Source organism: Streptomyces sp. NPDC015130, assembly GCF_043080005.1.
Classification (GTDB): domain Bacteria; phylum Actinomycetota; class Actinomycetes; order Streptomycetales; family Streptomycetaceae; genus Streptomyces.
The window spans coordinates 346,511-370,330 of record NZ_JBIBVC010000003.1; the positions used below are offsets into that span (position 1 = coordinate 346,511).

2 protein-coding genes are annotated in these 23,820 nt (G+C 74.0%); both read left to right on the plus strand.

The annotated features are described in order from the left end of the window. Positions 1-87 precede the first annotated feature (87 nt). Positions 88-14,067, plus strand: coding sequence for a type I polyketide synthase (locus ACF08F_RS07785; RefSeq protein WP_392297765.1), 13,980 nt, complete (start codon positions 88-90; stop codon positions 14,065-14,067). Next, positions 14,064-23,702, plus strand: coding sequence for a type I polyketide synthase (locus tag ACF08F_RS07790; protein WP_392297599.1), 9,639 nt, complete (start codon positions 14,064-14,066; stop codon positions 23,700-23,702). Before ACF08F_RS07785 ends, ACF08F_RS07790 begins: the two co-directional genes overlap by 4 nt. Positions 23,703-23,820: the final 118 nt, after the last annotated feature.

Genomic DNA, 23,820 nt, shown 5'->3' on the forward strand with positions numbered 1-23,820 from the left:
ACGAAGAGGCGGCCAGGCGTGACGACGAACGACGGGATTGCCCGGGCGGCCGACGAGGCCCGTTCGTCCGGCGAGGCGATCCGTCCCATGAACGAGGCCATCGCCGTCGTCGGCATGTCCTGCCGTCTGCCGGGGGCCCCGGACCCGGCCGCCTTCTGGGAGCTCCTGCGGAACGGGAAGAGCGCGGTCACCGACGTGCCCTCCGGCCGGTGGGAGTCGGTGCTCGGGGGAGCGGACACCGAGAAGCCCGAGAAGCCCGAGAAGCCCAAGGAGTCCGGGGCGTACGAGGGGTCCGGGGCGTCCGGGGCGTCCGGGGCGTCCGAGGGGTCCGGCGTGCGCCGGGGCGGCTTCCTCGACTCCCTCGACCTCTTCGACGCGGCGTTCTTCGGGATCTCACCCCGCGAGGCCGCCGCCATGGACCCGCAGCAGCGACTGGTCCTCGAACTCGCCTGGGAGGCCCTGGAGGACGCCGGGATCGTCCCCGCCGCCCTCGCCGGCAGCCGCACCGCCGTCTTCGTCGGCACCCTCCGCGACGACTACACGAGCCTCCTCTACCAGCACGGCGAGCAGGCCATCACCCAGCACACCATGGCGGGCGTGAACCGGGGCGTCATCGCCAACCGCGTCTCGTACCACCTCGGCCTGCAGGGCCCGAGCCTCACCGTCGACACCGCGCAGTCGTCCTCGCTCGTCGCCGTCCACCTGGCCTGCGAGTCCCTGCGCGCGGGCGAGTCCACGACGGCGCTCGTCGCCGGCGTCAACCTCAACATCCTCGCCGAGAGCGCCGTGACAGAGGAGCGCTTCGGCGGCCTCTCCCCGGACGGCACCGCCTACACCTTCGACGCCCGGGCCAACGGCTTCGTCCGGGGCGAGGGCGGTGGAGTCGTCGTCCTCAAGCCCCTCGCCCGCGCCCTCGCCGACGGCGACCGCGTCCACGGCGTCATCCGGGGCAGCGCCGTCAACAACGACGGGGCCACCCCGGGCCTCACCGTGCCCAGCAGGGCCGCCCAGGAGAAGGTGCTGCGCGAGGCGTACCGCAAGGCGGACCTGGATCCGTCCGTCGTCCAGTACGTCGAACTGCACGGCACCGGCACCCCGGTCGGCGACCCCATCGAGGCGGCCGCGCTCGGCGCGGTCCTCGGCACGGAACGCCCGGCGGGCGAAGCCCTGGTCGTCGGCTCCGCCAAGACGAACGTCGGACACCTCGAAGGCGCCGCCGGCATCGTCGGTCTCATCAAGACGCTCCTCGCGCTCGGCCGCCGCCGCATCCCGGCCAGCCTCAACTTCCGCACGCCCCACCCGGACATCCCGCTCGACACCCTCGGGCTCGACGTGCCCGCCGGGCTGCGGGAGTGGCCGCACCCCGAGCGCGAACTCGTCGCCGGTGTCAGCTCGTTCGGCATGGGCGGCACCAACGCCCACGTCGTCGTCAGCGAGGGCCCCGCCCAGGACCGCGAGCGACCCGCCGCCGAGGACGAGGCCCCCGAGGCTGCCGCCGGAGACGGCGCCACGCTGCCCTTCGTCGTCACCGGCCGCGGCGGCGAAGCCCTGCGAGCCCAGGCCCGACGCCTGCACCAGGCCGTCGAGGCGGACCCGGAGCTCGCGCCCGCCGCCCTCGCCCGCTCGCTGGTCACCACCCGTACGGTCTTCACGCACCGCTCGGTCGTCCTCGCCCAGGACCGCGCCCGCCTCCTCGACGGCCTCCGCGCCCTCGCCGCCGGGACACCCGCGCCCGGCGTGGTCACCGGCAGTCCCGCCGCCGGTCGGCTCGCCGTCCTGTTCAGCGGCCAGGGCGCCCAACGTACGGGCATGGGAATGGAGTTGTACGCCGCCCACCCGGCCTTCGCGAAGGCCTTCGACGCCGTCGCCGCCGAGCTCGACCCGCTCCTCGACCGGCCCCTCGCCGAACTCGTCGCCGCGGGCGACACCCTCGACCGGACCGTCCACACGCAGCCCGCGCTCTTCGCCGTGGAGGTGGCCCTCCACCGCCTCGTCGAGTCCTGGGGCGTCACGCCCGCCCTGCTCGCCGGCCACTCCGTCGGCGAGATCAGCGCCGCGCACGTCGCCGGGGTCCTCTCGCTGCGCGACGCCGCACGCCTCGTCGCCGCGCGCGGCCGCCTCATGCAGGCGCTGCCCGAGGGCGGCGCGATGGTCGCCGTCGAGGCGAGCGAGGAGGAGGTGCTGCCGCACCTCGCGGGACGCGAGCGGGAGCTCTCCCTCGCGGCCGTGAACGGCCCGCGCGCGGTCGTCCTCGCGGGCGCCGAGCAGGCCGCCCTCGACGTCGCCGAGCTGCTGCGCGGACAGGGCCGCCGGACCAAGCGGCTCAGCGTCTCGCACGCCTTCCACTCGCCGCTCATGGAACCGATGCTCGACGACTTCCGCCGGGTCGTCGCCGGACTGGACTTCCAGGAGCCCCGCGTCGACGTCGTCTCCACCGTGACGGGCCTGCCCGTCACGGCGGGGCAGTGGACCGACCCCGAGTACTGGGTGGACCAGGTCCGCCGGCCCGTGCGCTTCCTCGACGCCGTACGCGCCCTGGAGGAGGCGGGCGCCGACACCTTCCTCGAACTCGGCCCCGACGGGGTCTGCTCCGCGATGGCGGCGGACTCCGTGCGCGACCAGGAGGCCGCCACGACCGTCTCCGCCCTGCGCAAGGGCCGCCCGGAGTCCCCGTCGCTGCTCGCCGCACTCGCCTCCGTCTTCGCCCGGGGCCACGACGTCGACTGGACCGCCGTTCACGGGAGCACCGGCACGGCAAGGGTGCCCCTGCCGACGTACGCCTTCCAGCGCGAGCGTCACTGGTTCACCGGGACCGCCCGGACGGCGGCGCCGCTCGCCGCGGGCCGACCGGCCACCGGCACCGAAACGTCTTCGGGGGCCGACGGCGGCAAGGGCGTGGGTGGCGGTGATCGGCTCGCCCGCCACGAGACGACCGAGCGCGTCCGCGCACACGTCGCCGCCGTCCTCGAGTACGACGACCCGAACCGAGTGGAACTCGGCCTGACCTTCAAGGAGTTGGGCTTCGACTCCCTGATGTCGGTCGAGCTGCGGAACGCCCTCGCCGATGCCACCGGACTGCGCCTGCCCAGCGGACTCCTCTTCGACCACCCCACCCCGCGCGCCCTCGCCGCCCACCTGGGCGACCTGCTCACCGGCGGGAGCGGCGACACCGGCGAGGCCGACGCAATCCCGCCCGCGACCCCGGCGGACACCACCGCCGAGCCCATCGCGATCATCGGCATGGCCTGCCGCTACCCCGGCGGAGTCACCTCCCCCGAGGACCTGTGGCAGCTCGTCTCCGAGGGACGCGACGCCGTCTCGGGACTGCCCACCGACCGCGGCTGGGACGAGGACCTCTTCGACGCCGACCCCGACCGCAGCGGCAAGAGCTCGGTCCGCGAGGGCGGATTCCTGCACGACGCCGCCCTCTTCGACGCGGGCTTCTTCGGGATCTCGCCCCGCGAGGCCCTCGGCATGGACCCGCAGCAGCGGCTGCTCCTGGAGACCGCCTGGGAGGCGGTGGAGCGCGCCGGGCTCGACCCCGAAGGCCTCAAGGGCAGTCGTACGGCCGTCTTCGTCGGCGCCACCGCCCTGGACTACGGCCCCCGCATGCACGAGGGCGCCGAAGGCGTCGAGGGCCACCTCCTGACCGGCACCACCCCCAGCGTCATGTCGGGCCGCATCGCCTACCAGCTCGGCCTCACCGGACCGGCGGTCACCGTCGACACGGCCTGCTCGTCCTCGCTCGTCGCGCTGCACCTCGCCGTCCGCTCACTGCGGCAGGGCGAGTCGAGCCTCGCGCTCGCCGGCGGCGCGACCGTCATGTCGACACCGGGCATGTTCGTGGAGTTCTCGCGCCAGCGCGGCCTGGCCGCCGACGGCCGCTCCAAGGCCTTCGCCGACTCCGCCGACGGCACCTCCTGGGCCGAGGGCGTCGGCCTCCTCCTCGTCGAGCGGCTCTCGGACGCCGAGCGCAACGGCCACCCCGTGCTCGCCGTCATCCGCGGCAGCGCGGTCAACCAGGACGGCGCCTCCAACGGCCTCACCGCCCCCAACGGCCCGTCCCAGCAGCGCGTCATCCGGCAGGCCCTGGCCGACGCCGGGCTCGCCCCCGCAGACGTCGACGCCGTCGAGGCGCACGGCACGGGCACCCGGCTCGGCGACCCCATCGAGGCCGAGGCCGTCCTCGGCACGTACGGCCGGGACCGCGGCGACAGCGCCCCGCTCCAGCTCGGCTCGCTGAAGTCCAACATCGGCCACACCCAGGCCGCCGCCGGCGTCGGCGGGCTCATCAAGATGGTCCTCGCCATGCGCCACGGAGTCCTGCCCAGGACCCTCCACGTGGACCGGCCCACCACCCGCGTCGACTGGGAGGCGGGCGGCGTCGAGCTCCTCACCGAGGAGCGGGCATGGCCGCGGACGGGCCGCCCGCGCCGCGCGGCGATCTCCTCCTTCGGGATCAGCGGCACCAACGCCCACGTCGTCGTCGAACAGGCCCCGGAGCCCGCGGACTCCACCTCCGTCACCACCCCCGCGCCCGGACGCGCCCCCGTCTTCGTCTCCGCGCGCGACGCCGTCGCCCTGCGCGCCCAGGCCGGCCGCCTGCGGACCTTCCTCGACGACAGGCCGGACGTCACCGTCGCCGACCTCGGACGGTCGCTGGCCGCCCGTACCGCCTTCGAGCACAGGGCCGCCCTCACCACCGTCACCAAGGACGAGCTGCTCGCCGCGCTCGACGCCCTCGGCCGCGGGGAGCAGGCCGCCGGCCTGGTCACCGGCGCCGCGGGCAGGGCCGGACGCACGGCCTTCCTCTTCACCGGCCAGGGAGCCCAGCGCGCCGCCATGGGCGAGGAACTCCGCGCCGCGCAGCCCGTGTTCGCCGACGCCCTCGACACCGTGTACGCGGCCCTCGACCGGCACCTCGACCGGCCGCTGCGGGAGACCGTCGCCACCGGGGAGGACCTGGACCTCACCGCGTACACCCAGCCCGCCCTCTTCGCCTTCGAGGTGGCGCTGTTCCGCCTCCTCGAACACCACGGACTCGTCCCCGACCTGCTCACCGGCCACTCCGTCGGCGAGATCGCCGCCGCGCACGTCGCCGGCGTCCTCTCCCTCGACGACGCCGCACGCCTCGTCACCGCCCGCGGCCGCCTCATGCAGTCGGCCCGCGAGGGCGGCGCGATGATCGCCGTACAGGCGGCCGAGGCCGAGGTCGTCGAGTCGCTGAAGGGCTACGAGGGCAGGGTCGCCGTCGCCGCCGTCAACGGGCCCACCGCCGTGGTCGTCTCCGGCGACGCCGACGCCGCCGAGGAGATCCGCGCCGAGTGGGCCGGACGAGGCCGCCGCACCCGCCGGCTGCGCGTCAGCCACGCCTTCCACTCCCCGCACATGGACGACGTCCTCGACGAGTTCCTCCGGGTCGCCGAGGACCTGACCTTCGAGGAGCCGCGGATCCCCGTCGTCTCCACGGTCACCGGCGCGCTCGTCACGTCCGGCGAGCTCACCTCGCCCGCGTACTGGGCCGACCAGATCCGGCGGCCGGTGCGCTTCCTGGACGCCGTCCGCACCCTCGCGGCCCAGGACGCGACCGTCTTCGTCGAGATCGGCCCCGACGCCGTCCTCACGGCACTCGCCGAGGAGGCACTCGCAACACGGCCGGCGGACGCCGAGGGCGCCACGGCGGCCACGGGCGGACCGGGTTCCACGGTCGTGCCGGACACCCGGGACGTGACCGTCGTCCCGCTGCTGCGCGCGGGACGCCCCGAGGCAGAGACCCTCGCCACCGGACTCGCGACCGCCCACGTCCACGGCGCGCCCCTGGACCGGGCGTCGCTATTCCCGGACGGGCGCCGCACGGACCTGCCCACGTACGCCTTCCGGCGCGCGCACTACTGGCTGACGCCCGAGGCCCGTACGGACGCCCGCGCCCTCGGCTTCGACCCGGCGCGGCACCCGCTGCTGACGACCACGGTCGAGGTCGCGGGCGGCGACGGCGTCCTGCTCACGGGCCGCCTCTCCCTCGCCGACCAGCCCTGGCTCGCCGACCACGAGGTCAACGGCACCGTCCTGCTGCCGGCCACCGCCTTCCTGGAGCTCGCCCTCGCGGCGGGCGAGCACGTCGGCGCCGCCCGCGTGGAGGAACTCACCCTCGAAGCCCCGCTCGTCCTGCCCGAGCGCGGTGCCGTCCGCATCCAGGTCGGCGTGAGCGGCGACGGCGATACGCCGTCCGGGCGCACCTTCGGCGTGTACAGCAGCCCCGACGCCGGCGCGGCGGACAGCGACGGCGCGCCCCGGGAGTGGACCCGCCACGTCTCCGGCGTACTCGGCGCGGGAGACCCGGCCACCCCGCCCGCCCGCCACGGCGCAGGCCGGGACGGCGCCGAGGCCTGGCCGCCCGCGGCGGCGACCGCCGAACCCCTCGACGGCGTCTACGACCGGCTCGCGGAGCTCGGTTACGGATACGGGCCCGCCTTCCAGGGCCTGACCGGGCTGTGGCGCGACGGCGCCGACACGCTCGCCGAGATCCGGCTGCCCGCGCCACAGCACGAGAGCGCGGGACTCTTCGGCGTACACCCGGCACTGCTCGACGCCGCGCTCCACCCGATCGTCCTGGAAGGCGGAAGCCCCGGCGCCGAGACCGGTGCCGAGACAGATGCCGAGACCGGCGCCGAAACCGGCGCCGCGCCCGCGGCCGACTCGGCCGACCGGATCCGGCTGCCGTTCGCGTGGGCCGGGGTGACCCTGCACGCCGAAGGCGCCACCGCACTCCGCGTACGGATCACCCCCACCGGCACGGACACGGTCACCCTCCGCCTCACCGACACCACCGGCGCGCCCGTGGCCACCGTGGAGTCCCTCACCCTGCGCGCGGTGGAGAAGAACCGTCTCGGCACGACCGCCGGACGCGTCGACGACGCCCTGTTCACGCTCGCGTGGACGGAGACCGGCACCCCGGAGCCGACAGGGCGCGGAGCGACGGAGATCGAGGACCTCGGGGACCTCGCCGGACTCGGGGACCTCGTGGACCTCGGCACGACGGACGTCGTCCTCCGCGCCGACCGCTGGACGGCCGACACAGACCCGTCGGCCGCCGCGCACGACGCCGTACGGCGCGCGCTCGGCATCGTCCAGGAGTTCCTGTCCGAGCCCCGCTTCGACGGCTCGCGACTGGTCTGCGTCACCCGGGGCGCGGTCGCCGCGCTCCCCGGGGAGGACGTCACGTCCCTCGCCACCGCGCCCCTGTGGGGCCTCGTCCGCTCCGCCCAGTCCGAGAACCCGGGCCGCCTGTTCCTCCTCGACCTGGGCGCCGGTGACAGCGCCGGCGAGGACGCGGGCGGCACGGGCGAGGACGGCGGAGCCGAGGCGCTGATCCGCGCGGCCGCCGCCGGCGACGAGCCGCAGCTCGCGGTACGGCACGGCCGGCTGCTCGCGCCGAGGCTGGCCCGCGCGGTCGCCCCGGCGAGCCCGGGGAGCCCTTCGGGCGAGGACTCCGCCCACGGTGCCGACCGCTTCGGCCCCGACGGCACCGTCCTCGTCACCGGCGGCACCGGCGGTCTCGGAGCGCTGCTCGCGCGCCACCTCGTCGAGCGTCACGGCGTACGCCGCCTGCTGCTGGTGAGCCGCCGCGGGGCCGACGCCCCGGGCGCGGTCGGCCTGGGCGAGGACCTCGCCGGGCTCGGCGCGGAGGTCGCGTTCGCCGCCGCCGACGTCGCCGACCGCGCGAGCCTGGCGCGGGTGATCGCCTCCGTGCCCGCCGAGCATCCGCTGACGGCCGTCGTCCACACGGCGGGTGTCGTCGACGACGCGACGGTCGAGGCACTCACGCCGGACCGGCTGGACGCCGTACTGCGCCCGAAGGTCGACGCCGCGTGGATCCTGCACGATCTGACCAAGGACCTCGGGCTCCACGCCTTCGTCCTCTTCTCCTCCGTCTCCGGCATCGTCGGCACCGCGGGCCAGGCCAACTACGCGGCGGCCAACACGGCCCTCGACGCCCTCGCGGCCCACCGCGCCGCCACGGGCCTCGCCGCCACCTCGCTGGCCTGGGGCCTCTGGGACGGCACGCACGGCATGGGCGGCACGCTCGGCGCCGGCGACCTCGCCCGCTGGAGCCGGGCCGGGATCACCGCGCTCACCCCGGAACAGGGCCTCGCGCTCTTCGACGCCGCGGTCTCCCGGGACGACGCCCTCCTCGTACCCGCCGGCCTCCGGCCCACCGCCCACCGGGGCACGGACGGACAGCCTCCGGCGCTGTGGCGCGGCCTCGTCCGCGCACGTCCGCGCCGCGCCGCGCGGGCGGCCGCCGAGTCGGCGGGCACGCCCGGCGGGTGGCTCGGCGAGCTCGCCGCACAGTCACCGGACGAGCGGCGCGGCACGGCCGTGGCCCTCGTGACGGCCGTCGTCGCGGACGTCCTCGGACACGCCGACGCCGCCGCCGTCGGGCCGGAGCGGTCCTTCAAGGACCTCGGCTTCGACTCCCTGGCGGGCGTCGAGCTCCGCAACCGTCTGAACGCCGCCACCGGTCTGCGGCTCCCCGCGACCACGGTCTTCGACCACCCCTCGCCGGCGGCGCTGGCGTCGCACCTCCTCTCCCGGGTCCCCGGGACGGAGAAGGGAGCCGGGGCCGCGGCGAACGCGCACGCGAACGCCGTGGCCGAACGCGGTACTTCTGCCGGTGGCGTGGCCGTCGCGGACGATCCGATCGCGATCGTGGGCATGGCGTGCCGTTATCCGGGTGGTGTGTCGTCGCCGCAGGACCTGTGGCGTCTGGTGGCGGAGGGGACGGACGCGATCAGCGAGTTCCCCGTGAACCGCGGCTGGGACCTGGAGGGCCTCTACGACCCGGATCCCGAGCGGATCGGCACGTCGTACGTCCGGCACGGCGGCTTCCTCCACGAGGCGGACCTGTTCGACGCGGACTTCTTCGGCATGTCGCCGCGCGAGGCGACCGCGACCGACCCGCAGCAGCGCCTCCTCCTGGAGACCGCGTGGGAGAGCTTCGAGAGCGCCGGCATCGACCCGGCGACCCTGCGCGGCACCAACACCGGTGTCTTCACCGGCGCGATGTACGACGACTACGCGTCGCGCCTCGCCGCCACCCCGGCGGAGTTCGAGGGCTTCGTCCTCGCGGGAACCCTGTCCAGCGTGGTCTCCGGCCGCCTGTCGTACACGTACGGCCTCGAAGGTCCGGCGGTGACCGTGGACACGGCGTGCTCGTCGTCGCTCGTGGCACTGCACCTGGCGGCGAACGCGCTGCGGCGCGGTGAGTGCGACCTCGCGCTCGCCGGCGGAGTCACCGTCATGGCCGGCCCGCACGTCTTCGTCGAGTTCTCGCGACAGCGCGGCCTCTCCGAGGACGGCCGCTGCCGCTCCTTCGGCGCCGGCGCGGGCGGCACGGGCTGGGCCGAGGGTGTGGGTCTGCTGCTGGTCGAGCGGCTGTCGGATGCGGTGCGGAACGGTCACCGGGTCCTGGCGGTGCTGCGGGGTTCCGCGGTGAACCAGGACGGTGCGTCCAACGGCCTGACCGCGCCGAACGGTCCGGCGCAGGAGCGGGTGATCCGTCAGGCGCTCGCGAACGCGGGTCTGTCTGCCTCCGACGTGGATGCGGTGGAGGCGCACGGTACGGGTACGCGGCTGGGTGACCCGATCGAGGCGCAGGCGCTGCTGGCCACCTATGGCCAGGACCGCTCGGAGGAACGGCCCCTGTATCTGGGCTCGTTGAAGTCGAACATCGGTCATGCGCAGGCCGCCGCGGGTGTCGGTGGTGTCATCAAGATGATCGAGTCCATGCGCCACGGTGTGCTGCCCAAGACCCTGCACGTGGACGAGCCGTCGCCGCACGTGGACTGGGAGGCGGGTGCGGTCTCGCTCCTCACCGAGGAGCGGGAGTGGCCGGAGGTCGGGCGTCCGCGCCGGGCCGCGGTCTCCTCCTTCGGGATCAGCGGCACCAACGCCCACGTGATCATCGAGCAGGCACCGCAGCCCGCACCCGTGGACAGCGAAGCGGCGGAGTCCTCCCTCCCGGCCGTGCCCTGGCTCCTCTCGGGACGCGACGAGCGGGCCGTGAACGCCCTGGCCGAGCGTCTGCGCGCGTACGCGATCGAGCACCCGGAGGCGAGCGCCGCCGACATCGGCCTCTCGCTCGCCACCGACCGCGCCCTCCTCGACCACCGGACCGCAGTCGTCGGCACCGACCGGGACGAACTCCTCGACGCACTGGCCGCCTTGGCGCGCGGCGAGGAGACCCCGGCCGTCGTCCGGGGCGGTGGCCCGGCCACGGGCCGGACGGCCGTCCTGTTCACGGGTCAGGGATCCCAGCGTCAGGGCATGGGGCGCGAACTGTACGACCGTTCCCCGGTGTTCGCCGCCTCGATCGACGAGATCTGCGCCCATCTCGACCCGCAGCTGCCCCATCCCCTCAAGGACGTCCTCTTCGCCCCCGAGGGGTCGGAGGACGCGTCCCTCATCGACCGCACGGTCTTCACACAGGCGGCACTGTTCGCCGTGGAGACCTCCCTGTTCCGGCTGTTCGAGGCCCACGGCCTCACCCCTGACTACCTCATCGGCCACTCCATCGGCGAGGTCACGGCGGCCCACCTGGCCGGGGTCCTCGACCTGGCGGACGCCTGCGTCCTGGTCGCCCACCGGGGCCGCCTGATGCAGTCGGCCCGGGCCGGCGGCGCGATGGCGGCCGTCCAGGCGAGCGAGGAGGAGGTCCGCGAGGCCCTCACGCCCTTCACCGACGCCGTCGCCGTCGCCGGGGTCAACGGCCCGAACGCCACCGTCGTCTCCGGCGACGAGGACGCGGTCGACCGACTGGTGGCGCAGTGGCGCGAGCAGGGCAGGCGCACCAAGCGGCTGCCGGTCAGCCACGCCTTCCACTCGCCGCACATGGACGAGATCGTCGACGAGTTCGTCACCGCGATCTCCGGGCTCACCTTCCGCGCCCCCAGGATCCCGGTCGTCTCCAACGTCACCGGAACCCTGGCCACCGCCGACCAGCTGACCTCGCCCGCGTACTGGGCGCGCCACATCCGCGAGGCCGTGCGCTTCGCCGACGGCGTGCGGTACCTGGAGGGCGAAGGCGTCACCGACTGGCTGGAGCTCGGCCCCGACGGCGTGCTCGTCGCGCTGGTCGAGGACTGCCTGGTGAAGGAGGCGGGATCGCTCGCCACCGCCCTGCGCAAGGGCGCGAGCGAGCCCCGTACCGTAGCCGCGGCCGTGGCCCGCACGGCCCTGCGCGGAGCCGGCCCCGACTGGGCGGCGGCGTTCCCCGGCGCACGACGGGTCGACCTCCCGACGTACGCCTTCCAGCACCGGCGCTACTGGCTGGAGGGCCGGGCGGAGGTACCGGGCGACGCCACGGCCCTCGGCCTGGCCGCGGCGGACCACCCGCTGCTCGGCGCGGAGGTCGCCATGGCGGACCGCGACGGGTACGTGTTCACGGGGCGCCTCTCGACGCGCACGCACCCGTGGCTCGCCGACCACGCGGTCGCCGGCTCGGTGCTCGTGCCCGGCACGGGCCTGCTCGAACTGGTCCTCGCCGCCGGCGAACAGGCCGGCGCGGGCCACGTCGAGGAACTCCTGCTCTCGGCGCCCCTGGTGCTGCCCGAGCGGGGCGGCGTACAGGTGCAGGTCGTGGTGGGCGGTGCGGAGGAGTCCTCGGGCCGTCGTGCGGTGGAGGTGTACGGGCGTCCGGACGGTGAGGGCTCGTGGGTCCTGCACGCGAGCGGTTCCGTGGTGCCCCGCGCGGCCGAGGCGACCGTGACCGGTGGCGGCCTGGCGGTCTGGCCGCCGGCCGGGGCGACCGAGGTCGAACTGGGCGGCGTGTACGACCGGTTGCTGGAGCGTGACTACGAATACGGTGCGACGTTCCAGGGGTTGAGGCGGCTGTGGAAGGGCGAGGGTGAACTCTTCGCCGAGGTCGCCCTGGAGGACGGGCAGCGGGCGGACGCCAGTCTGTACGCCTTGCATCCCGCGCTCCTCGACGCGGCCCTGCACTCGCTCCTCCCGGGCGTCGCCAGGGAGGAGGGCCCTTCGTGGCTGCCCTTCTCCTGGTCCGGCGTGGACGTCCACGCCACCGGCGCCTCGGTGCTCCGGGTACGGTTCGCCCTGACCAGCCCCGACCCGGACTCCCTCGTGGCGTCGCTCACCCTCGCGGACGGCGCGGGCGGTCCGGTGGGTTCGGTGGATGCGCTGGTGCTGCGGCCGTTGTCGCGGGAGGCGTTGCGTGCGGCGGGTTCGTCGCGGGACGGGCTGTTCCGGGTGGAGTGGCGGCCGGTTCCGGTGGCCGCCACGGAGGGTGCCGGCGCACCGGACGCGGTGTCGCTGGTACTGGCTCCGGGGACCGGGGCTGCCGGGAGCGGTCTCGCCGAGTCGGCTCGGGGTGCCGTGGCGGAGGTCTTGACGCAGGTCCAGGAGTTTCTGGCGGACGAGTCGTCGGCCGATTCGCGGCTGGTGGTCGTGACCCGGGGGGCTGTGGGTGTCGGCGGTGCGGGTGTTTCGGATCTTGTGCACGGGGGTGTGTGGGGTCTGGTGCGTTCGGTGCAGGCCGAGCACCCGGGTCGGGTGGTTCTGGCCGATACGGACGACGAGGCGGACGTCGCCGTCGGCCTGGTGCTGGCGTCGGGTGAGGACCAGGCGGCCGTGCGGGGCGGGCGGGTTCTCGTGCCGCGTCTGGTCCGTGCGGATGTCCCGCCTGCTGATGTCGTGCTCGCGGAGGGGTCGGTGGACTGGGGTCGTGGCACGGTCCTGATCACGGGCGCGACGGGTGCTCTGGGTGCGATCGCGGCCCGTCACGTCGTGCTGGAGCGGGGTGTGCGTCGGTTGGTTCTGGTGAGCCGGCGTGGTGGGGATGCTCCGGGTGCTGCGGAGTTGGCCGGGGAGTTGGCGGCTGCGGGTGCTGAGGTGGTGTTCGCGGCTGCGGATGTGGCCGACCGGGGCGCGCTTGCCGAGGTCATTGCTGGGATTCCGGCCGGGAGTCCTTTGTCGGCGGTGGTGCACACGGCGGGTGTGTCGGACGACGTGACGGTGGAGGCGCTGACGCCGGAGCGGTTGGATGCGGTGTTGCGTCCGAAGGTCGATGCCGTGTGGAACCTGCACGAGTTGACGAAGGACCTGTCGCTGGACGCGTTCGTCGTCTACTCGTCGCTTGCGGGTCTGCTGGGTACGGCGGGTCAGGCGAACTACGCGGCGGGTAACACGTTCCTCGATGCGTTGATGGAGCACCGTCGGGCTTCGGGTCTTGCGGGTGTGTCGTTGGCGTGGGGGTTGTGGGCGGAGTCGAGTGATCTGTCGGGGCATTTGGGTGAGGCGGATCTGAAGCGTCTGGCGCGTTCGGGTCTGCTGGCTCTGGAGTCGAAGGACGCGATGGAGCTCTTCGACGCGGCCACCTCGGCCGGGGCGAGGGATGCGGTGTTCGCGGTGACGCGGATGGACATGGCCGCTCTTCGGGCGCAGGGCAGTGAGTCGCTGTCGGCGATGCTGCGGGGGCTGGTGCCTCCGGCACCCCGCCGCGCCGCCACCGGCACCACCTCCGCGACCGGTGCCCCGGCTCTGCCGGAGCGCCTGGCCGGCCTCGGCCGGGCCGAGCGGGAGCGGATCCTGATCGACCTCGTACGCGAGCAGGTCGCGGGGGTGCTGGGTCATGCGGATCAGAGCGCGGTGGAGGCGGAGCGGGCGTTCCAGGAGCTGGGCTTCGACTCGCTGACGGCCGTGGAGCTCCGTAACCGTCTCAACGCGGCCACCGGGCTCCGTCTGCCCACGACGCTGGTCTTCGACCATCCCTCGCCCGCCGCCCTCGCCACCCACCTCCTCGACCTCCTCGCCCAGGACGAGGCCGCGCCGGAGGAGCCCGTCCTGGCCGAACTGGCCAGGCTCAAGGCGGCGATCGGGGCGGTGGCCACGGAAGGCACCGCGCACGAGCGGATCACCGCCAGGCTGCGGGAGCTCCTCGACGTCGCCGACGCGGCGGCCGGAGCACCCGAGGCCGAGGACGACGACCGGGACCAGGACCTCACGACCGCGAGCGACGAGGAGCTCTTCGCGCTCTTCGACGACCTGGAGTGACAGGCATGACGAGCGCAGCACAGCAGTCGACCAGCACAACACAACGGGGAGCTGAGAACACCATGGCGGGCGAGGACAAACTCCGCGACTACCTCAAGCGGGCGATCGCGGATGCCCGTGACGCGCGCAGGCGCCTGCGCGAGGTGGAGGACAAGGCCCAGGAGCCCATCGCGATCGTGGGCATGGCGTGCCGCTATCCCGGTGGCGTGTCGTCGCCGCAGGACCTGTGGCGACTGGTGGCCGCGGGGACGGACGCGATCAGCGAGTTCCCCGTGAACCGCGGCTGGGACCTCGACAACCTCTACGACCCCGACCCCGACCGGCCGGGCACGTCGTACGGTCGCGAAGGCGGCTTCCTCCACGAGGCCGACCGGTTCGACGCGGACTTCTTCGGGATGTCTCCGCGCGAGGCGCTCGCCACCGACCCGCAGCAGCGGCTCCTCCTCCAGACGGCGTGGGAGAGCTTCGAGAGCGCGGGCCTCGATCCGGAGGCGCTGCGCGGCAGCCGCACCGGTGTGTTCACGGGCGTCATGTACAACGACTACGGTTCCAGGCCCAACCTGCCCCCCGAGGGCTTCGAGGGCTACCTGTTCAGCGGCAGCGCGGGCAGCGTGGCCTCGGGCCGCCTGTCGTACACGTACGGCCTCGAAGGTCCGGCGGTGACCGTGGACACGGCGTGCTCGTCGTCGCTCGTGGCACTGCACCTGGCGGCGAACGCGCTGCGGCGCGGTGAGTGCGACCTCGCGCTCGCCGGCGGGGCGACGGTCATGTCGACCCCGGTCGCCTTCGTCGAGTTCTCCCGCCTGCGGGGCCTCGCGGCCGACGGCCGGTGCAAGGCGTTCGGCGCCGGTGCGGACGGCACGGGCTGGGCCGAGGGTGTGGGTCTGCTGCTGGTCGAGCGGCTGTCGGATGCGGTGCGGAACGGTCACCGGGTCCTGGCGGTGCTGCGGGGTTCCGCGGTGAACCAGGACGGTGCGTCCAACGGCCTGACCGCGCCGAACGGTCCGGCGCAGGAGCGGGTGATCCGTCAGGCGCTCGCGAACGCGGGTCTGTCTGCCTCCGACGTGGATGCGGTGGAGGCGCACGGTACGGGTACGCGGCTGGGTGACCCGATCGAGGCGCAGGCGCTGCTCGCTACCTATGGCCAGGACCGCTCGGAGGAACGGCCCCTGTATCTGGGCTCGTTGAAGTCGAACATCGGTCACGCGCAGGCCGCCGCGGGTGTCGGTGGTGTCATCAAGATGATCGAGTCCATGCGCCACGGTCTCCTGGCGAAGACTCTCCACGTGGACGAGCCGTCGCCGCACGTGGACTGGGAGGCGGGTGCGGTCTCGCTCCTCACGGAGGAGCGGGAGTGGCCGGAGGTCGGGCGTCCGCGCCGGGCCGCGGTCTCCTCCTTCGGATTCGGCGGAACCAACGCCCACGTCATCATCGAGCAGGCACCGCAGCCCGCACCCGTGGAGAGCGGAGCGGCGTTGTCCTCCCTCCCGGCCGTGCCCTGGCTGCTCTCCGGAAAGAGCGCCGACGCCCTGCGGGAGCAGGCGGCGCGCCTGGCCGCTCTCCTGGAGGCGGCCGGACCGGGCGCGACGCGTCCGCTCGACGTGGGCTACTCCCTCGCCGTGAGTCGCTCCGCGCTCGACCACCGGGCTATGGTGGCCGGCGAGGACCGCGAACAACTGCTCTCGGACATACGTCTGTTGGCGGCAGGTGAGACGGCTCCGGGCGCCGTGCGGGGCGTCCGGAGCAGTGGAAGGACCGCGTTCCTGTTCACGGGGCAGGGCGCGCAGCGGATCGGCATGGGCCAGGGACTCCACGAGTCGTTCCCTGCCTTCGCCCGGGCCTTCGACGCGGTGGCGGCGGAGCTGGACGCACACCTGGCGCGACCCCTGCGGGAGGTGATCGCGGCCGGTGACGAGCTCGACCTGACCGGGTACACCCAGCCCGCGCTGTTCGCCGTCGAGGTCGCGCTCTTCCGCCTGCTGGAGTCCTGGGGAGTGACCCCCGACTTCGTCGCGGGTCACTCCATCGGCGAGCTCGCAGCCGCCCACGTCGCCGGAGTCCTCTCCCTCAAGGACGCCTGCGCCCTGGTCGCCGAGCGCGGGCGCCTCATGCAGGCCCTGCCCGGCGGCGGCGCCATGACCGCCGTCCAGGCGAGCGAGGAGGAGGTCGTCGCGCTGCTCGCCGGACGCGAGAAGCGCGCGGCCATCGCCGCCCTCAACGGCCCCACGTCCGTCGTGATCTCGGGCGACGCCGACGTGGTGGCCGAGATCGCCGCGGAACTGGAGCAGCAGGGACGCAAGACCAAGCAGCTCACCGTCAGCCACGCCTTCCACTCGCCGCACATGGACGGCATGCTCGACGCCTTCGGCGAGGCCGCTTCGCGGCTCACCTTCGACGCGCCGCGGATCACCGTCGTCTCCACCCTGACCGGACAGCTCGCTTCCGGCGACGACCTGCGCACCGCCGCGTACTGGACGGACCAGGTCCGGGGCACCGTCCGCTTCGCCGACGCGGTCGCCACCCTCGTCGACGAGGGCGTCACCACCTTCGTCGAGCTGGGCCCCGACGGTGTGCTCACGGCCCTGGCCGGCGGCGTGATCGACGGACCGCGCAGCTCGAACGGGTCCGACACCTCCAACGGCTCCAACGGCTCCAGCGGCGGCAACGCTACGGATGGTTCTGTCGGCTTTGCCGGCTCCGACGCGGCGAACGGCAGGGCGAACGCCGTGGCCGAGGCCGTCACCGCCGTCCCGCTCCTGCGCCGTGACCGGCCCGAGGGCCGGACCCTGATCACCGCTCTCGGGCGGCTGCACGTCCGGGGCGTCGCCGTGGACTGGGACGCCTTCTACGAGGGAACCGGCGCCCGGCGGGTCGACCTGCCGACGTACGCCTTCCGGACCGACCGATACTGGCTGGAGCCCGGAACGGCCGCCACCGGCGCGGAGGCCCTGGGCCTCGGGTCGGTCGTGCACCCGCTGCTCGGCGCCGCCGTCACCGTGGCGGGGGCCGAGGAGACCCTGTTCACGAGCCGCGTCTCGCTGCGTACGCACCCGTGGCTCGCCGATCACGCCGTACTCGACAGCGTTCCCTTCCCCGGCACCGCCTTCGTGGAACTCGTCCTGGCGGCGGGGGAGCAGGTGGGCGTGGGCCAAGTCGAGGAGCTGACGCTGGCGGCTCCGCTGGTGCTGCCCGAGCGGGGCGGCGTACAGCTCCAGGTCGTGGTCGGCGGTGCGGAGGAGTCCTCGGGCCGTCGTGCGGTGGAGGTGTACGGGCGGCCCGAGGGCGAGGGCTCCTGGGTCCTGCACGCGAGCGGTTCCGTGGTGCCCCGCGCGGCCGGGTCGGTGGCGGGCGGCGCCGGTCTGTCCGTGTGGCCGCCGGCCGGTGCGACCGAGGTCGAACTGGACGGCGTGTACGACCGGTTGATGGAGCGCGGTTACGGGTACGGGCCTGCGTTCCAGGGGTTGAGGAGGCTGTGGAAGGGAGACGGCGAACTCTTCGCCGAGGTCGTCCTGGAGGAGGGGCAGCGGGCGGACGCGACTCTGTTCGCGGTGCATCCCGCGCTCCTCGACGCGGCGCTGCACTCGCTCCTCCCGGGTGTCGCCGATGAGACCGGACAGGAAGGGTTCCCGTTCTCCTGGTCCGGCGTGAACGTCGAGGCCACCGGGGCCTCCGTTCTGAGGGTCCGCCTCACGGCCAACGGACCCGACACCGTCTCCCTGACCCTCGCGGACGGCGCGGGCGGTCCGGTGGGTTCGGTGGATGCGCTGGTGCTGCGGCCGTTGTCGCGGGAGGCGTTGCGTGCGGCGGGTTCGTCGCGGGACGGGCTGTTCCGGGTGAAGTGGCGGCCGGTTCCGGTGGCCGCCGGGGAGGCGCGTGCGGACGATGTCCTGACCGTACGACTCGCACCGGGGACGGCCGGTACCGGGAGTGGTCTCGCCGAGTCGGCCCGGGGCGCCGTGGCGGATGTGCTGGTTCGGGTCCAGGAGTTCCTGGCGGACGAGTCGTCGGCCGATTCGCGGCTGGTGGTCGCGACCCAGGAGGCCGTGGGCTTCGGGGGCGTGGGAGTTTCGGATCTTGTGCACGCGGGTGTGTGGGGTCTGGTGCGTTCGGTGCAGGCCGAGCACCCGGGTCGGGTGGTGCTCGTGGACGTGGAGGACGAGGCGGATGTCGCCGTCGCCCTGGCGTCGGGTGAGGACCAGGTGGCCGTGCGGGGCGGGCGGGTGTTCGTGCCGCGTCTGGTCCGTGCGGATGTCCCGCCTGCTGATGTCGTGCTTGCGGAGGGGTCGGTGGACTGGGGTCGTGGCACGGTCCTGATCACGGGCGCGACGGGTGCTCTGGGTGCGATCGCGGCCCGTCACCTCGTGCTGGAGCGGGGTGTGCGTCGGTTGGTTCTGGTGAGCCGGCGTGGTGGGGATGCTCCGGGTGCTGCGGAGTTGGCCGGGGAGTTGGCGGCTGCGGGTGCTGAGGTGGTGTTCGCGGCTGCGGATGTGGCCGACCGGGGCGCGCTTGCTCAGGTCATTGCTGGGATTCCGGCCGGGAGTCCTTTGTCGGCGGTGGTGCACACGGCGGGTGTGTCGGACGACGTGACGGTGGAGGCGCTGACGCCGGAGCGGTTGGATGCGGTGTTGCGTCCGAAGGTCGATGCCGTGTGGAACCTGCACGAGTTGACGAAGGACCTGTCGCTGGACGCGTTCGTCGTCTACTCGTCGCTTGCGGGTCTGCTGGGTACGGCGGGTCAGGCGAACTACGCGGCGGGTAACACGTTCCTCGATGCGTTGATGGAGCACCGTCGGGCTTCGGGTCTTGCGGGTGTGTCGTTGGCGTGGGGGTTGTGGGCGGAGTCGAGTGATCTGTCGGGGCATTTGGGTGAGGCGGATCTGAAGCGTCTGGCGCGTTCGGGTCTGCTGGCTCTGGAGTCGAAGGACGCGATGGAGCTCTTCGACGCGGCCACCTCGGCAGCGGCGAAGGATGCGGTGTTCGCGGTGACGCGGATGGACATGGCCGCTCTTCGGGCGCAGGGCAGTGAGTCGCTGTCGGCGATGCTGCGGGGGCTGGTGCCTCCGGCACCCCGCCGCGCCGCCACCGGCACCGTCTCGGCCGCCGGTTCCTCGGGCGTGGCCGACCGTCTGGCCGGACTGGACCGGGCCGAGCGGCTGGGCGTGCTCCTGGACCTGGTGCGGGGTGTCGTCGCCGGCGTCCTCGGTCATGCGGATCAGAGCGCGGTGGAGGCGGAGCGGGCGTTCCAGGAGCTGGGCTTCGACTCGCTGACGGCCGTGGAGCTCCGTAACCGTCTCAACGCGGCCACCGGGCTCCGTCTGCCCACGACGCTGGTCTTCGACCATCCCTCGCCCGCCGCCCTCGCCACCCACCTCCTCGGAGAGTTCTCCGACGCCGAGGACAAGGTGAACGCCGTGGCCGAACGCGGTACTTCTGCCGGCGGCGTGGCCGTCGCGGACGATCCGATCGCGATCGTGGGCATGGCGTGCCGCTATCCGGGTGGTGTGTCGTCGCCGCAGGACCTGTGGCGTCTGGTGGCGGAGGGGACGGACGCGATCAGCGAGTTCCCCGTGAACCGCGGCTGGGACCTGGAGAGCCTCTACGACCCGGATCCCGAGCGGATCGGCACGTCGTACGTCCGGCACGGCGGCTTCCTCCACGAGGCGGACCTGTTCGACGCGGACTTCTTCGGCATGTCGCCGCGCGAGGCGCTCGCCACCGACCCGCAGCAGCGCCTCCTCCTGGAGACCGCGTGGGAGGCCGTGGAGAACGCGGGCATCGTGCCCGCGACCCTGCGCGGCAGCCGCACCGGTGTGTTCGCGGGTGTGATGTACCACGACTACGGCGTCGGCGCGCAGGACATCCCGGACGACCTGGAGGGCTACCTCGCGGCCGGCATCGCGGGCAGCGTGGCCTCCGGCCGCGTCTCGTACGCGCTCGGCCTCGAAGGGCCCGCGATCACCGTCGACACGGCCTGCTCGTCGTCGCTGGTGGCGCTCCACACGGCGGCGCACGCGCTGCGGCGCGGCGAGTGCGACCTCGCGCTCGCCGGTGGTGTCACCGTCATGTCCTCGCCCCTCACGTTCGTCGAGTTCTCGCGGCAGCGCGGTCTCTCGACCGACGGCCGCTGCAAGCCCTTCGCGGCCGCGGCCGACGGGACGGGCTGGGGAGAGGGCGTCGGTCTGCTCCTCGTGGAGCGGCTGTCGGATGCGGAGCGGAACGGGCACCGGGTCCTCGCGGTGCTGCGGGGCTCTGCCGTGAACCAGGACGGCGCCTCCAACGGCCTGACCGCCCCGAACGGCCCCGCGCAGGAACGTGTCATCCGCCAGGCCCTCGCGAACGCCGGCCTGTCGAGCTCCGACATCGACGCGGTCGAAGCTCACGGCACGGGTACGCGGCTGGGTGACCCGATCGAGGCGCAGGCGCTGCTGGCTACCTATGGCCAGGACCGCTCGGAGGAACGGCCTCTGTATCTGGGCTCGTTGAAGTCGAACATCGGTCATGCGCAGGCCGCCGCGGGTGTCGGTGGTGTCATCAAGATGATCGAGTCGATGCGCCACGGTGTGCTGCCCAAGACCCTGCACGTGGACGAGCCGTCGCCGCACGTGGACTGGGAGGCGGGTGCGGTCTCGCTCCTCACGGAGGAGCGGGAGTGGCCGGAGGTCGGGCGTCCGCGCCGGGCCGCGGTCTCCTCCTTCGGGATCAGCGGCACCAACGCCCACGTCATCATCGAGCAGGCACCGCAGCCCGCACCCGTGGACAGCGAAGCGGCGGAGTCCTCCCTCCCGGCCGTGCCCTGGCTCCTCTCCGGGAAGACGGGCGACGCCCTGGAGGCGCAGGCGGCCGGTCTCGCCGCCTTCGCCGAGTCCGACACGACGCCCGTGGAGCACGTCGGCCGGTCGCTCGTGACCAGCCGCTCGTCGTTCGAGCACCGGGCCGTGGTCGTCGGCGGTGACCGGGAGACGGTCGTCGCCGGTCTGCGGGCCCTCGCGGCCGGCACGGAGGGCCCCGGCGTCGTACGCGGTACCGCGAAGGAGTCCGTCCGCACCGGCTTCGTCTTCACGGGGCAGGGCGCGCAGCGGGTCGGGATGGGGCAGGAGCTGTACGCCTCCTTCCCCGCCTTCGCGCGGGCCTTCGACGCGGTGGCGGCGGAGCTGGACGGGCATGTGGCGCGACCGCTGCGGGAGGTGATCGCGGCCGGGGACGAGCTCGACCTGACCGGGTACACCCAGCCCGCGCTGTTCGCCGTCGAGGTCGCGCTCTTCCGCCTGCTGGAGTCCTGGGGCGTCACGCCGGACTACGTCGCCGGTCACTCGATCGGTGAGCTCGCCGCCGCCCACGTCTCCGGGGTGCTCTCCCTTGAGGACGCCTGTGTCCTCGTGGCCTCCAGGGCCCGGCTCATGCAGGCCCTGCCCGGGGGCGGCGCGATGCTCGCGGTACGCGCCGACGAGGACGAGGTCGCCGGGCTGCTCGCGGGGCGCGAGCACCAGGTGGCGATCGCGGCGGTCAACGGCCCCGCGTCCGTCGTGATCTCGGGTGACGCCGACGCGGTGGCCGAGGTCGCCGCACGGCTGGAGGAACTCGGCCACCGGCCCCGTTCGCTGACGGTCAGTCATGCCTTCCACTCGCCGCACATGGACGGGATGCTCGACGCCTTCCAGCAGATCGCGGAAGGCCTCACGTACGGCGAACCGCGCATCCCGGTGGTGTCCACGCTGACCGGCCGGCTCGCCACCGGGGAGGACCTGCGGACCGCCGCGTACTGGACGAACCAGGTGCGGGGCGCGGTCCGGTACGGCGACGCCGTGGCGACCCTCGCCGGTCTGGGTGTCACCACGCTGCTGGAGCTGGGGCCGGACGGCGCCCTCACCGCGATGACCGACGGCGTACGGCCGAAGGACTCCGCGGCGGCGATGACGGCGGTGCCCGCACTGCGTCGGGGGCGGCCCGAGGCCGAGACGCTGCTCGCCGCGCTGGGGCTGCTCCACACCCGTGGTGTACGGGTGGACTGGGCTGCGTACTACGGGGACGGCGGCGGCCACCACCAGCACGTCGACCTGCCCACGTACTCCTTCCGTCACCGGCGTCACTGGCTGGAGTCCGGACCGGTCAGGTCCGGGGCCCGGGGCCCGGGGGCGACCGGTGCCGGGACCGCAGGCTCCGAGCCTGCCATGGGCGGTCACCCGTTCCTCGGTGCGCCCGTCGTGCTGGCGGGCTCCGGGGAGACCGTGTTCAGCGGCCGGGTCTCGCTCGTCACCCACCCCTGGCTGGCCGGGCACGCGGTGCGGGACACCGTCGTCCTGTCCGCCTCCACGCTCGTCGACATGGCCGTGCGGGCGGGTGACGCGGCCGGCGCGACCGCTCTGGACGAGCTGTCACTGCGAGTCCCGCTCGCGATACCTCGCGAGGGTGCCGTCGAGACGCAGGTGAGGGTGGGGGCCCCGGACGGGTCCGGTCGGCGTTCCCTGGCCGTCCACGCGCGCCTCGACCGTCGCGGTGCGGGCTGGACCCTCCACGCCGAGGGGTTCCTCGCCACGGCGGGGGCCGACGGGGACGAGGAGCACGCGTACGCGTCGCCGGACTCCGGTGGCGAGGAGACCGTCCGGAGCGCGACCGAGGTCCGGGTGCCCGACGAACTCCTCCCGGACGTGGCGCGGTTCGGGCTGCATCCGGCCCTCCTCGACGCCGCCGTCCTCGGGCACTCCTTCCCGGCCCGTGCCGGGTCCGTGCTCGTACCGGCCGAGTGGCGGGGTGTACGCCTCCACGCCACCGGCGCGGCCACCGCCCGGGTCCTCCTCACGGAGAGCGGGGAGCTGACCGCCGCCGTCCGGCTCACGGACACGGCAGGACGTCCGGTGATCACGGTCGACTCGCTCGGCTACCGGGAGGTGCCGCTGGAGGAGTTCGCTCCGGTGGACCTGCCGGCAGGGGAGGGGGCGACGGCCGGGACCGGGGCCGGTACTCCGGCCGGACCGGTCCGCCGCGTCGTCGAGACCGCCGCCGGTGGGACCGAAGCCGACGAGGCGGCCACCGGGAGCGCCGATTCCGAAGTCTCCGGAGCCGCCGAGCCGTTCGCCGACGTCCTCGCGGCCATGCCGCGGGTAGCCCGGCGTGAGGCGCTGCTCGACCTCGTACGGGGTGAAGTCGCCGCGGTTCTCGGTCACTTCGACGCGCTCTCCGTCGAGCCCGAGCGGGCGTTCCAGGACCTCGGCTTCGACTCGCTGATCGCCGTCGACCTGCGCAACCGGCTCGGCAGGGCGATCGGCTCCGAACTCCCCGCGACGCTGGTCTTCGACCACCCGACGCCCGACGCGCTCACCGACCACCTGCTCGTCCACCTCGCGGCCGTACGGGAGGAGGCGAACGTCCGCTCGACCCTGGCCGGCCTCGACCACCTGGAATCGGCGCTGCCGGACATGGCCGGCGACGGGGCGCTCCGCGCGACCGTCGCGGCCCGGCTCCAGGGGCTTCTGGGCCTGCTCACCGGAGAGGTCCGGCCCGGCGGCACGCCCGACCCGGCCTCGCTCGCCGGCCTGCCGGAGGAGGACGAGGACGACCTCGCCGCACGGCTCGCGGACGCGACCACCGACGACCTCTTCGCCCTCATCGACGGCGAGCTGGACCCGTCGACCGACTGAACAGGCCGATCGAACAGGTTGACCGCACCGGCCGATCGAAACAGGCCGACCGAACCGGACGGCCGAACCGGCGCGCCCCCTCGACCGCCTCTCCGACGACCCCACTGATCTGGGAGAC

Bases quoted from the DNA above. Each gene is read 5' to 3' on its own strand.
- ACF08F_RS07785 (WP_392297765.1), top strand. From the start codon at position 88: ATGAACGAGGCCATCGCCGTCGTCGGCATGTCCTGCCGTCTGCCGGGG.